The following is a 13,111-nucleotide window of genomic DNA, read 5'->3' as shown; positions in this document are numbered from 1 at the left end:
GTGCTTCTTTCGTAGGAGCGGCTTCAGCCGCGACACCATTCCGGCAGGCCTCCCGGCCGCCGCATGGCGGGCGGAACCAGCGCGCGGCGCGAGCGCGCCGTGAACGGGTGGAGGGGAACGGACGTATCGCGGGCTGCGCCCGCGATTATTTCTTCTTTGGGGCGATCATCATCACCATCTGCCGGCCTTCGAGGCGCGGGCGCGATTCGATGACGATGTCCTCGCCGAGGTCGGCCTCGATCCGCGACGCCATCTCGCGCCCGAGTTCCTGGTGGCTCATCTCGCGACCGCGGAAGCGGATGTTGACCTTGATCTTGTCGCCTTCCTCCAGGAAGCCGCGCATCTTGCGCAGCTTGATCTGGTAGTCGCCCTCGTCGGTCACGGGGCGGAACTTCACTTCCTTGATCTCGACCTGGCGGGTCTTCTTCTTGGCCTCGTTGGCCTTCTTCTGCATCTCGAACTTGAACTTGCCGAAGTCCATGATCTTGCAGACCGGCGGATCCGCGTTGGGCTGGATCTCGACCAGATCGAGGCCTTCGTCCTCTGCCATCTTCAAGGCTTCGTCGCGCGACAACACGCCGACCATTTCTCCGTCGGAACCGATCACGCGTACGCGCGGTACGCGGATTTCGTTGTTGCGGCGATTCTGCTTGTCTGGGGTGCTAATACTGCGTCTCCGGAATGGAAGAAGCCGGCGGCATCGGGGCGGCCGCCGGGCCGTTCGTACAGATTTTTAACGGATTTCGGCCACGATACAACCGTCAGCCGCGGGATTCACCCGCCAGCCTCTCGGCGAAGGCATCCAGGGACATGGTACCGAGGTCTTCGCCGGCCCGGGTCCTGACCGCGACCTCGCCGGCGTCCTTCTCCCGGTCGCCCACCACCAGCAGGTACGGCACCCGCTGCAGGGTGTGCTCGCGGATCTTGTACCCCACCTTCTCGTTGCGGACGTCGGCGACCACCCGCAAACCCTTCGAATTCAATGCCTTGGCCACGGATTCGACGGCCTGCGCCTGGGCGTCGGTGATGTTCATCACCACTGCCTGGACCGGCGCCAGCCAGGCCGGGAACGACCCCGCATGGTGCTCGATCAGGATGCCGATGAACCGCTCCATCGAGCCGACGATCGCCCGGTGCAGCATCACCGGGGTCTGCCGCTGGCTCTGTTCATCCACGTATTCGGCCCCCAGGCGCCCGGGCATCATGAAGTCGACCTGCATGGTCCCGAGCTGCCAGGTGCGGCCGATCGCGTCCTTCAGGTGGTACTCGATCTTGGGGCCGTAGAACGCGCCTTCGCCCGGCAGCTCCTGCCATTCCACGCCGGAGGCGCGCAAGGCGTCGCGCAACGCGGCCTCGGCTCTGTCCCAGGTGGCGTCGTCGCCGAGCCGCGATTCCGGGCGCAGCGCGATCTTGATCTGGATGTCCTCGAAGCCGAAGTCGGCATAGACCTTCAGCGCCTGCGCATGGAACGCGCGCACCTCGCCCTCGACCTGGTCGGGGGTGCAGAACACGTGGCCGTCGTCCTGGGTGAAGCCGCGCACGCGCAGGATGCCGTGCAGCGCCCCGGAAGGCTCGTTGCGATGGCAGCTGCCGAACTCGCCGTAGCGGATCGGCAGGTCGCGGTAGCTGTGCAGGCCCTGGTTGAACACCTGCACATGACCGGGGCAGTTCATCGGCTTCACCGCATAGGTCCGCTTTTCGGACTCGGTGAAGAACATGTTGTCCTTGTAGTTGTCCCAGTGGCCGGACTGCTTCCAGAGTTCGACGTCGAGGATCTGCGGGCAACGCACCTCGCCGTAGCCGGTCTCGCGATACACGCGGCGCATGTACTGCTCGACCACCTGCCACACCGCCCAGCCCTTCGGGTGCCAGAACACCAGGCCCGGCGCCTCTTCCTGCAGATGGAAGAGCTGCTGCGCCTTGCCGATGCGGCGATGGTCGCGCTTCTCGGCTTCCTCGATCCGCTGGATGTAGGCCTTGAGCTGCTTCTCGTCGGCCCAGGCGGTGCCGTAGATGCGCTGCAGCTGCTCGTTCTTCGCATCGCCGCGCCAGTACGCGCCGGAGATGCGCAGCAGCTTGAACGCCTTCAGAAAGCGCGTATTCGGCACGTGCGGCCCCCGGCACATGTCGACGTATTCCTGGTGGTGGTACAGGCCCATGGCGGTGACTTCCGGGCCCATGTCGTCGATCAGGCGCAGCTTGTAGTCCTCGCCGCGGGCTCGGAACACCTCGACGACCTCCGCGCGCGGCGTCATCTTCTTGACCACGTCGTAGTCCTGCGCGACCAGCTCGCGCATGCGCTGCTCGATCGCGGCGAGGTCGTCGGGGGTGAAGGGGCGCTCGGCGTGGATGTCGTAGTAGAAGCCCTCCTCGATCACCGGGCCGATCACCATCTTCGCGTCCGGGTACAGCTGCTTCACCGCGTGGCCGACGAGGTGCGCGCAGGAGTGGCGGATGATCTCGACGCCCTCGGGGTCCTTCGGGGTGAGTATCTGCAGCGTGGCGTCGTGGTCGATGAGGTCGGAGGCGTCGACCTGGCGGCCGTCGACCTTGCCCGCGACGGTGGCCTTGGCCAGGCCAGGACCGATGGACTGCGCGACTTCCATGACGGAAACCGGATGGTCGAACTCGCGGCGGCTGCCGTCGGGGAGGGTGATGGTGATCATGTGGGAATGGGGAATGGGGAATCGACGGGCGTCTGTTCCGGGAACCGGCGGGAGGGGAACCGCGTTGCGATTTCCTATTCCCCATTCCCGGTTCCCGTGGCCGCCAGGCGGCCACAAAAAAAGCGCCACGAGGGCGCCCTTTCGGAGGGAAGCCTCGCGGTCGGTCAGCGGTGGGCGGTGGTAGTGCTCATGTCGCACGCTCGGCCGGCGTTTCCGCGGGCCACCTCGTGGTCGGGTCGAGCCCGGATTCTACCCCGGATCGGGCGATGCTGCGCTGCACCGGGCCGCCCGCGCGGCAGGTGGCATGATGCCGCCTGCTCCCGGCGTCTCCGGCATGAACATCCGCGGCAAGCCCACCTCGCTCGACATCGCCCACCTGGCCGGGGTGTCCCAGCCGACGGTGTCGCGTGCGCTGCGCGGCAGCCCGATGGTGAACGAGGAGACCCGCAAGCGGATCCTGGCGATCGCCGAGCAGCTCAACTACAAGGTCGACAAGAACGCCTCCGGCCTGCGCCGCCAGCACGCCGGCACCCTGGCGCTGCTGTTGTTCGAGGACCCGACCCCGGACGAGTCGCACATCAACCCGTTCTTCTTCCCGATGCTGGGTTCGATCACCCGCGCCTGCGCGCGCCATGGCCAGGACCTGCTGATCTCGTTCCAGCAGTTCTCCGACGACTGGCATGCCGAATACGGCGACAGCCACAAGGCCGACGGCCTGATCCTGCTCGGCTACGGCGACTACCTCGCCCACCAGGGCAAGCTCATGAAGCTGGTGGAACAAGGCACCCCGTTCGTGCGCTGGGGCGCGGTGATGCCGGACCAGCCGGGCCTGTCGATCGGCTGCGACAACGTCGGCGGCGGGCGCCTGGCCGGCGAACACCTGCTGGCCGTCGGGCGCCGCCGCATCGCCTTCCTCGGCGATGCCTCGAACCATTACCCCGAGTTCCTCGACCGCTACAGCGGCTGCGAAGAGGCGTTGCGCGCGGCCGGGCTTTCGCTCGACCGCGCGCTGCAGGTGGACGCGGAAAGCGCGGAGGATTCCGGCTACGCCGCGGCGTTGTCCCTGCTCGGCCGCGGCCTGCCGTTCGACGCGGTGTTCGCGGCCAGCGACCTGATCGCGATCGGCGCGATGCATGCCTTGCAGGAGAATGGCCTGCGCATCCCGGAGGACGTGGCGATCGTGGGGTTCGACGACATCCCCGCGGCGCGCATCGCCACCCCGGCGCTGACCACGGTGGTGCAGGACACGATCCGCGCCGGAGAGCTGCTGGTCGAGGCCCTGGTGCACCTGGTCAACGGCGAACCGGCGGAACGCACGCGGCTGCCGACATCGCTGGTGGTGCGCAAGTCCAGCGGCGCGGTGGCGTAGCCGAGGCACCCGCTCCGCCGCCACCCGCAAACGGGCTGCGAGCCGGCCACGTGTGCGATTGCCTGGGCTCGCGACTGCGGATGCTGCATGCCATGCGCGAAGGCGCGGACGCTGCCGCGTGGCGGCACCCTACTCCGCGTGCGGAGCCGCCATGGCCCGCCCCAGCGCCGCCTGCAGTTCGGGCGCGTCGATCGGCGCGTCGCGCAGCAGTACACGGACACCGTGGGCGGGCACCTCGATGTCGATGCGATCCGCGATGCGCACCGTCTCTTCCGAGAACGCGTCGCGCCAATCTCCCGGTTGCACGAGGGCGTCGACGACGATGCGCCGTGCTCCGTCGCCCTTGTTCAGCAGTACCAGCGCGGTCTGCACGTCGCCACCGTGCTGGTGGACACGGTAGAAAGCCGCCGTCTCGCCCTCCAGCCGGAGGTTGACCTGCAGCCCGCGCTGCAACGCCGGCGTCCCGCGGCGCAGCGTCGCGATCCGGCTGAGGTTGCGGTGGATCGCGCTGTCGGGTGCCGCGTCGACGCGCGCCTGGCCGAAATAGTTGCGGTTGCCGGCGTGCTCGGCCCGGCCGCGCATGAAGCCGACCTCCGAGCCGTAGTACACCACCGGGATGCCGCGCGCGGTGAACAACCAGTTGTGCGCGTCGATGAAGCCCTCGTCGCCGGCGTCCATGCGCGGCATGTCGTGGTTGTCGTAGAAGGTGGCCAGCTCGTAGGGATTGGCGTACGGCCCGCCCTCGAGGAACAGCGTCGGCGCCAGTCGTTCGAAACCGGCCTGCTTGCGCCCGAAGACCTCTTCCATCGCCTGCTTCATCGGGAAATCGAGCACGCTCACCTCGCCCTTGCCGGGCAGCGTGTGCACCGCGATCTTCGCCGCGTCGTAGTCGAAGGCCTCGCCGAACATGAAGAAGCCCGGGCGCTTGGCGCGGATGCGCTCGCTGAATGCCTGCCAGAACGACGACGGCATCCAGGCGATGGTGTCGATACGGAACGCGTCGGCGCCCTGGTCGATCCAATGGCTGTACGCGTCGACCAGGTATTCGAGCACCGCCGGGTTACCGGCGTCGAAGTCGGCGAGCTGGGCGAGGTTGCCGTCGAGGATCGACCCGTCCTCCGCATCGACCGGGCCGGTGGCGTTGTAGAACGCGTGCAGCGGATTGCCTGCGGGGTCGAGCTTCCGGGGCGGCAGGTTCTGGTGGTCGGCGATCAGGGCGCCGTCGCGGTCATAGAGCTTGCCGAACCCGGGTTGCGGCGTGGTCATCGTCCACCCCGGCGAGCCGTGGTTGCCGACGATGTCGAGCACCAGCTTCATCCCGCGCCCATGCATCGTGGCGGCGAGGTCGCGGAACTGCAGGCCGGGGCTGGGCAGGTGCTCGTCCAACTCGAAGAAGTTCACGCCCCAGTAGCCGTGGTAGCCGGTCTTGCCGCGGTCGGTGAGGATGCTGCCGCAGCCCGGAGGCTCGCCCCCGGTGAACGCTTCGTCCGGATTGTCGACCACCGGCGTGATCCAAACCGCGGAGAAGCCCATGCCGCGGATGTAGTCGAGGTTGTCGGCGATGCCGCGGAAATCGCCGCCGAGGTAGCCGATGTTGCCCGCCACGCCGTCGCAGGGCCCGAGCGGGATGTCGAAGGTACGGCGCTCGCCGCCCTGATCGCGCTGGTCGTTGGACGGATCGCCGTTGACGAAACGGTCGGTGACGACGAAGTACACCGCCTCGGACGCGAAGGGTTCGAGCGTGCCGTAGGCGTCGCCGACGACGGTGCGCGGCGCGGGATGGCTGGCGCAGGCCGACAACAGCAGCAGTGCGCAGGCCGGCAACAGGAGGCGTGGGTGCATCCTCGGTTTCCTCAGGCGATGGATGTGTGTTCGTCGCGCGCACGTGGCACGGCGCGGCGCACCAGCAGCACGCACAGCCCGGACACCACCAGGCTGGCGCCACCGAGCATCAGCACGCGCATCGGATCGCCGCCGAGCACATGCGCCAGCAGCACGCCCAGTATGCTCACGGCGACCAGTTGCGGGATCACGATGAAGAAATTGAAGATGCCCATGTACACGCCCATCTTCGCCGCCGGCAGGCTGTCGGAGAGCATCGCGTAGGGCAACGACAGGATCGAGGCCCAGGCGAATCCGACGCCGACCATCGACAGCAGCAGCCATTGCGGATCGCGGATGAAGGCGATCGAGATCAGCCCGAGGCCGCCAAGGCACAGGTTGACCAGATGGCTGGCGCGCAGCCCCATGCGCCGCGCCATCCACGGGATCGCGATCGCGGCCAGGGCGGCGAAGCCGTTGTAGGCCGCGAACAGCACGCCCACCCAGTTCGCGCCCTCGTTCCAGGCCGCGGACGCGGTGTCGCTGGTGCCATAGTGCACGCGGGTGACCGCAGCCGTGGTGTAGATCCACATGCAGAACAGGCCGAACCAGGAGAAGAACTGGACCACCGCGAGCCGGCGCATGGTGCCCGGCATGTCGTGCAGGTCGGCGGTGAGGGAGGCGAACATCGCTCCCTCGCGCAGCGAGGGAGCGATCAGGCGCAACAGGCCGTAGGCGAGCGGCAGCGACGCCAGCACGTACAGCAGCCGGTCCCAGCCGGAATGCCAGATCGCGACGATGCCGACCGCGCCGGCAATCAGCCATGGCAGGCCTCCCGCGGCACCCGGCACCGCGGCATCGCGGCGCGGCGGCCCCTCGGGCTCGGCATCGTCGAACGCGCGCAGCACCTCCGGCGGGTACTCGCGCGAGCGCAGCACCGTCCACAGGATGGCGAGGAACAGTACCGCGCCACCGGCATAGAACGCGAAGCGCACCGTGTCCGGCACCTCGCCCGGGCCTGCGGTATTGGCCACGCCCGCCTTCGCCAGCAGCCACGGCAGCAGGCTCGCGACCACCGAGCCCACGCCGATGAAGAAGCTCTGCATCGCGTAGCCGGTCGGGCGCTGACGCGGCGACAGCTGGTCGCCGACGAAGGCGCGGAAGGGCTCCATCGAGACGTTGAGCGAGGCATCGAGGATCCACAGCGTGCCGGCGGCGATCCACAGCTGCGGCGAGTTCGGCATGACGAACAGCGCCAGGGTCGAGAAGATCGCGCCCCACAGGAAATAGGGCCGGCGACGCCCTAGTCGCGTCCAGGTGCGGTCGGAGAAGTAGCCGATCACCGGTTGCACCAGCAAGCCGGTCAGCGGCGCGGCGATCCACAGCCCGGGCACCTGCTCCATGTCGGCGCCGAGCGTCTGGAAGATGCGGCTGACGTTCGCGTTCTGCAGCGCGAAGCCGAACTGGATCCCGAGGAATCCGAAGCACATGTTCCAGATCTGCCAGAACGACAGCTGCGGCTTGCTCGCCATACGACCCGCACTCCCCGTTGCGACGCGCGCATTGTCCACGGAAACCCGGAGTGTGTCCCTGCGGCGATGCAGCAGCAGCCGACGCGTCGCCTGCGCGCCGAAATGTCGAGAAACCGCTTGTTTTCTGCCACTTCTGCGCGCGAGGGCAAGGCCCCGCGCCGGGCGACGGAGAATCGACCTGCATACGTATTCATCGCGGCGCGTGCGCCGGCGCCGGCTTGGACGGTCGATCGTTGTGGAATAGTGGCGCCCGTCGAAACGGGGTCGGGGTGCAGGGTGGCGGCAGGGCGAGCGGACGACTGGTGGCGCGGCGCGGTGATCTACCAGATCTATCCGCGCAGCTTCATGGACACCGACGGCGACGGCGTCGGCGACCTGCCCGGCATCATCGAGCGTCTCGGCTACGTCGCCAGCCTCGGCGTCGATGCGGTCTGGATCTCGCCGTTCTTCCGCTCGCCGATGGCCGACTTCGGCTACGACATCGCCGACTACCGCGACGTCGACCCGCTGTTCGGCACGCTCGACGACTTCGACCGGCTGCTCGCCAGGGCGCATGCGCTCGGCATCCGGGTGATGATCGACCAGGTGCTCAGCCACACCTCGGACCAGCACGCCTGGTTCCGCGAAAGCCGGCAGAGCCGCGACAACCCGAAGGCGGACTGGTACGTATGGGCCGATCCGAAACCGGACGGCACCCCGCCGAACAACTGGATGTCGCTATTCGGCGGTGTCGCCTGGCGCTGGGAGCCGCGGCGCGAACAGTACTACCTGCACAACTTCCTGGCCTCGCAGCCCGACCTCAACTTCCACAATCCCGAGGTTCAGGCGGCGACGCTGGACAACGTGAAGTTCTGGCTCGACCGCGGCGTCGACGGCCTGCGTCTGGACGCGATCAACTTCTGCTTCCACGACCGGCAATTGCGCGACAACCCGCCCAAGCCCGTGGAGCTGCGCGCGGGCCGCGGCTTCAGTACCGACAACCCCTACGCCTACCAGTACCACCACCACAACAATACGCAGCCGGAGAACCTGCCGTTCCTGGAGGCGCTGCGCGCCCTGCTCGACCGCTACCCGGGTGCGACCACGCTCGGGGAAATCTCCTCCGAGGACTCGCTGGCCACCACCGCCGAATACGTCACGCCGCGCCGCCTGCACATGGGCTACAGCTTCGAACTGCTGACCGACGAGTTCAGCGCCGCCTACATCCGCGGCACGGTGGAACGGCTGGAAGCGGCAATGACGGAGGGCTGGCCGTGCTGGGCGATCTCCAACCACGACGTGCAGCGCGCGGTCACGCGCTGGGGCGGCGCGGATGCCGGCCCGGGGCTGGCGAAGATGCTGGTCGCGCTGGTGTGTTCGCTGCGCGGTTCGGTGTGCCTGTACCAGGGCGAGGAACTGGGGCTGCCGGAAGCCGAGGTGCCGTTCGAGTCGCTGCGCGATCCGTACGGCATCGCGTTCTGGCCGAACTTCAAGGGCCGCGACGGCTGCCGCACGCCGATGCCGTGGGACGGCGGCGAGCACGGCGGCTTCACTTCCGGCACGCCCTGGCTGCCGGTGGCGGACGCGCATCGCATGCATAGCGTCGACGCCCAGTTTACAGACCCCGATTCCGTGCTCAACGCGACGCGCACTTTCCTGCAGTGGCGTCGATCGCAGCCGGCCTTGCAGGAGGGCGACATCTTCTTCCTCGAGACCCCGGAGCCGGTCCTGGCATTCGTCCGCGCATGCACGCAACAGCGCCTGCTGATCGCCTTCAACCTGTCGGACTCGCCGGTCGAAGCCGGGCTGTCTGTTGACGTGTCGCGCACGCTCGAAGGACACGGCGTGCAGGCGGGCGGACTCGCGGACCGCCGCCTGTCGCTGCCGCCGCACGGTGCGTACTTCGGAGAGCTGGTGCAGGACGTAGCGTCGGTACAGCGGGTCGATGTGGACCGCGTCGGAGATGCCCGCGCGCCCACGTCCGCATAGGCACGAGCGACCGACCGCCACCGCAACCGGTGCCAAGGCAATCGCTGGGGCCTCACCCGGGCGATTGCGATGCCGACGTTCGCACGCCCGCCTTGCGCATCGCAGCGTTCGCCGCGCAGGCGCGCGGATCACATGAATACGTATGCAGGACGGCGCCTTCACGCAATCCGGCGACTACCATTGCGACGCGTGGCAGGGGGATGTCGCGCGCCGGTTGCAGCTTCCGGTTTGGGGCCGCACTCGCAGCGAACACCGACAACCAGAACGACAGACTTTCGGGAGTGGAGGGGAGATGGTCAATCCAAAACGAGATTTGCTCAGTGCCGCATTGATGTCCGCCATCGCCCTGGCCTCCGTACAGGCACAGGCCCAGGACGCGCCGCAGGCCGCGGCCGAGGACGCCACCGAACTCGACCGCGTCCGGGTCACCGGCATCCGCTCGGCAATCGAGAAGTCGATCGATACCAAGCAGACGTCGACCTCGATCGTCGAAGCGATCTCCGCCGAGGACATCGGCAAGCTGCCCGACTCCAGCATCGCCGAATCCATCGCCCGCCTGCCCGGCCTGACCGCCCAGCGCGAGCGCGGCCGGGCGACCCAGATCAACATCCGCGGCTTCGCAGGCGACTTTTCCACCGCCACGCTCAACGGCCGCGAACAGGCCAGCACCGGCGACAACCGTGGCGTGGAATTCGACCAGTACCCGTCGGAACTGCTGAGCCAGGTGGTGGTGTACAAGACGCCGGACGCGGCACTGGTGGGCCAAGGCCTGTCGGGCACCGTCGACCTGCAAACTGTGCGGCCGTTGTCGTTCGACGAGCGCGTGATGAGCGTCAACGCACGCTACGACCAGAACAGGATCCGCGACCAGAAAGAGAACGGATATCGGCTCAGCGCGACCTACATCGACCAGTTCGCGGACGACCGCGTCGGCCTGATGCTGGCGGTGTCGAAGATGGACAGCCCCCAGCCGGGCTTCCAGAACGAAGTATGGGGATTCACCGACGGCCCGGACGGTACCACCGTACTCGGTGGCGGCAAGCTGTACCGCTTCGACAACAACCACGAGCGCACCGGCGTGGCGGCGACGCTGCAGTTCAAGCCCAACGACTTGTACGAAGGCACGCTGGACTGGTTCTACTCCAAGTTCGAGAAGACCGAGATCAAGACCGGCATGGAGTTCGGCACCATCTGGGGCACCGGCATCCTGCAGCCCGGCTACACGGTCGCGGGCAACAACACCATCACCGACAGCACCTGGAACAACGTCCATCCCGTCATCCGTATGGACAGCAACCCGATCGACGACACGCTCAACTCGATCGGCTTCAACAACAAGTTCCACATCGGCGAGAGCTGGCTGCTCAACGCGGATATCTCCACATCGGATGTCGAACGCGAGTTCCGCGTGCTCGAGACCTATGCGGGCGTCTCCACCAACGGGGGCGCGACGACCCTGGACGTCTCGCTGGATCCGGGCAGGCAGTTCTACAACTACGTGCTCGGCGCCACGTTCGACGATCCCGGCACCTTGGTGCTGACCGATGCCGGCGGCTGGGGCCAGGACGGCTACCTCAAGGATTTCACGATCGAGGACAAGATCGATTCGGTCCGCCTCAACGCCATCCGCAACTTCGACGACGGCTTCTTCCGCAACATCGATTTCGGGGCGAACTACACCAAGCGCACCAAGGAGAAAAGCTCGCTCGAGGCCAAGCTGTGCCTGACCGACTGCACCGGCGGCATGTATGGCGTGACCGCCCCCTTCCCCGGTGGCATCCAGGACTTCAACTTCGGCGGTATCGGGCGGCTCGGCGTCTTCGACGCGAACGACGTGCTGAACTCGGGCATCTACAACCTGGTCGGCAATTTCCACCAGGACATCGCCGCCAAGAACTGGTCGGTCGACGAGGAGCTGTCCACCCTCTACTTCAAGGCCGGCGTCGACACCGACCTGGGCAGCATGCCGCTGCGCGGCAACGTCGGTTTCCAGAAGATCTATATCGACCAGAGTTCCGAGGGTTACAGCACCTTCACCGGCAATCCGGCGGGCACGCCGGTGTCGGACGGCATCAGCTACTCGGTCTTCCTGCCGAGCCTGAACCTCGGTCTGGAGTTCCTACCGGAAACGGTGGTGCGTCTGGGCCTGGGACGGCAGATGGCGCGCCCGCGCATGGACCAGATGCGGGCCGGCATGGACGTGAGCATCGACAACGCGCGATCCGAATGGACGGCCACCGGCGGCAACCCCAGGCTGCGGCCGTGGCTGGCGGACGCCGTGGACGTGTCGGTGGAAAAGTACTTCACCACCGAGGCGGGCAACCGCGGCTACCTCGGCGCGGCATGGTTCCACAAGGATCTGAAGACCTACATCTACACCCAGGACGTCGCGTTCGACTTCGCCGGCTTCCCGCTGCCGCCGCCGGTCGATGGCCAGGTCACCTATCCGGATTCGACGATCGGCCGTATCAACCAGCCCTTCAATGGCGAAGGCGGGACGATCCGTGGCATCGAACTGACGGCGTCGCTGCCGCTGGACGTGCTGTGGAAGCCGCTCGACGGCCTGGGTCTCATCGCCACCTACTCGGACACCAGCAGTTCCATCCACCCGAACGGCCCGGGCAGCTCCGAGCCACTCAGCGGCCTGTCGAAGTACGTGTCCAATGCGACCCTCTACTACGAGCGCGGCGGCTTCTCGATCCGCTACAGCCGGCGCACGCGCTCGGACTTCCGCGGCGAGACCCGTGGCTTCGGGGCCGACTACCAGACCATCAGCATCGCCGGCGAAACCGTCCAGGACGCGCAGCTGAACTACAGCTTCAACCAGGGCGCGCTGCAGGGCCTGTCGCTGTACCTGCAGGTCAGCAATATCGGCGACGAACCATTCGCCGCCTACAACGACGGCGATCCGGAAAACCGTCCGGAGCGCTACTTCGAGTACGGCCGCACTACGCTGGCGGGCTTCAGCTACAAGTTCTGATCGGCGCCCCGGCGCACTTGCGCCCCTGCCTGGCCCTCCCCCAGGCAGGGGCTTTTCTCCACAGGCGCCCACCCTGTCCTCGCCCTCGCCGAGGCCTGCCGACGCCTCCGCGCGGAGACGCCACGAGTACGGGCTCGCATTCTTCCGCGAACGATCCGCGCCCTTGGGCCCGGAGCCGGGATGCCGCGGCATCGAGCACGTTGGCTCACGGCACGGGCGGGCGCGGCCGCGCCATTGCTCATACGGAACGGTTCGTCGCCAAGCTCGCCGGTCTCGCGTGTGGCGCGAGCCGCCATTCCTGCCTGCACCCGAACCAGACCCCGTGGCGCTCACGCAACGGGCATCGCGGCCGCGGCTGCCTCGGCAGTCTCGGCCAAAGCCAGTCCGCGGGGTACGCGCTGCGGCGAGCGCCTGCTTTCGATTCGCGAGCCATGTAATGACCTAGCGGTTTCTGCACAGGTCAGGCCGCTAAAGCATATGCCTCAGCGGGGGTCTTCATGCCCAGCGCCTGGTGCGGACGCCGGTGGTTGTAGAACTGGATCCAGTCACCGATCACGCGGCTGGCGTGCTGCTGGCTCTCGAACCGGTGTCGGTGCGCACACTGCTCCTTCAAGGTGCGGATCACCCGCTCGACCATCCCGTTCTGCTGTGGGCAGTGCGGGGTGATGAACTCCCGCTGCAGACCGTAGCTGCGCACCAGCCGGGTGTAGTCGCGGCTGGTGAACACCAAGCCATTGTCGGAACGCAGCAGGAAGGGCACTTGTACCCGCCCCAG

8 protein-coding genes are annotated in these 13,111 nt (G+C 67.4%); 3 read left to right on the top strand and 5 right to left on the bottom strand.

All coding sequences use genetic code 11. The features are described from left to right. Positions 1–145: 145 nt before the first annotated feature. Together infC and thrS are read right to left on the bottom strand one after the other, a co-directional pair. Entirely contained in the window at positions 146–667 is a 522-nt protein-coding gene (infC, locus tag JMO03_RS12725; RefSeq protein WP_187471201.1) for a translation initiation factor IF-3, read from the bottom strand. Positions 668–761: 94 nt separating this feature from the next. After that, entirely contained in the window at positions 762–2,666 is a 1,905-nt protein-coding gene (gene thrS, locus JMO03_RS12720) for a threonine--tRNA ligase (RefSeq protein ID WP_202843890.1), read from the bottom strand. Between the two features lie 307 nt (positions 2,667–2,973). Here thrS and JMO03_RS12715 point away from each other — a divergent pair, with 307 nt between their 5' ends. After that, positions 2,974–4,035 carry a LacI family DNA-binding transcriptional regulator gene (locus JMO03_RS12715; protein ID WP_238346155.1) on the top strand — a complete coding sequence of 354 codons (1,062 nt, stop codon included), beginning with the start codon at positions 2,974–2,976 and terminating at the stop codon, positions 4,033–4,035. Between the two features lie 129 nt (positions 4,036–4,164). Here JMO03_RS12715 and JMO03_RS12710 read toward each other — a convergent pair whose 3' ends face one another. Both JMO03_RS12710 and JMO03_RS12705 read right to left on the bottom strand, forming a co-directional pair. Further along, positions 4,165–5,877, bottom strand: a complete 1,713-nt coding sequence (locus tag JMO03_RS12710) for an alpha-amylase family glycosyl hydrolase (RefSeq protein WP_202843889.1) — start codon at positions 5,875–5,877, stop codon at positions 4,165–4,167. A gap of 11 nt (positions 5,878–5,888) precedes the next feature. Continuing rightward, the gene (locus JMO03_RS12705; protein ID WP_202843888.1) at positions 5,889–7,388 is read right to left on the bottom strand and encodes an MFS transporter; all 1,500 of its coding nucleotides are present in this window, start codon (positions 7,386–7,388) and stop codon (positions 5,889–5,891) included. A 345-nt stretch (positions 7,389–7,733) separates the two neighbouring features. On the opposite strand from JMO03_RS12705, the gene JMO03_RS12700 reads away from it, so the two are divergent. Both JMO03_RS12700 and JMO03_RS12695 read left to right on the top strand, forming a co-directional pair. Next, complete coding sequence (locus JMO03_RS12700; RefSeq protein WP_202844507.1) at positions 7,734–9,356, top strand: alpha-glucosidase family protein; 1,623 nt, start codon at positions 7,734–7,736, stop codon at positions 9,354–9,356. 331 nt (positions 9,357–9,687) lie between these two features. Continuing rightward, the gene (locus JMO03_RS12695; protein ID WP_202843887.1) at positions 9,688–12,336 is read left to right on the top strand and encodes a TonB-dependent receptor; all 2,649 of its coding nucleotides are present in this window, start codon (positions 9,688–9,690) and stop codon (positions 12,334–12,336) included. Between the two features lie 460 nt (positions 12,337–12,796). On the opposite strand, the gene JMO03_RS12690 is transcribed toward JMO03_RS12695, so the two are convergent. Next, positions 12,797–13,111, bottom strand: a 315-nt coding sequence (locus JMO03_RS12690; protein WP_202841030.1) for an integrase core domain-containing protein, incomplete at its 5' end; no start/stop codon positions are given.

Origin of the sequence: Luteimonas saliphila, assembly GCF_016774335.1 — a bacterium.
In the GTDB taxonomy this organism is placed as follows: Bacteria; Pseudomonadota; Gammaproteobacteria; order Xanthomonadales; family Xanthomonadaceae; genus Luteimonas; species Luteimonas saliphila.
Note: the sequence above shows the minus strand (reverse complement) of the source record. Positions and strands in the feature narration are given on the sequence as shown.

Excerpts from the sequence above, each read along its gene's own strand:
- JMO03_RS12705 (WP_202843888.1), bottom strand. The coding sequence starts at position 7,388 with ATGGCGAGCAAGCCGCAGCTGTCGTTCTGGCAGATCTGGAACATGTGC.
- thrS (WP_202843890.1), bottom strand. The coding sequence starts at position 2,666 with ATGATCACCATCACCCTCCCCGACGGCAGCCGCCGCGAGTTCGACCAT.
- JMO03_RS12700 (WP_202844507.1), top strand. The coding sequence starts at position 7,734 with ATGGACACCGACGGCGACGGCGTCGGCGACCTGCCCGGCATCATCGAG.
- JMO03_RS12695 (WP_202843887.1), top strand. The coding sequence starts at position 9,688 with ATGTCCGCCATCGCCCTGGCCTCCGTACAGGCACAGGCCCAGGACGCG.
- JMO03_RS12710 (WP_202843889.1), bottom strand. The coding sequence starts at position 5,877 with ATGCACCCACGCCTCCTGTTGCCGGCCTGCGCACTGCTGCTGTTGTCG.
- JMO03_RS12715 (WP_238346155.1), top strand. The coding sequence starts at position 2,974 with ATGCCGCCTGCTCCCGGCGTCTCCGGCATGAACATCCGCGGCAAGCCC.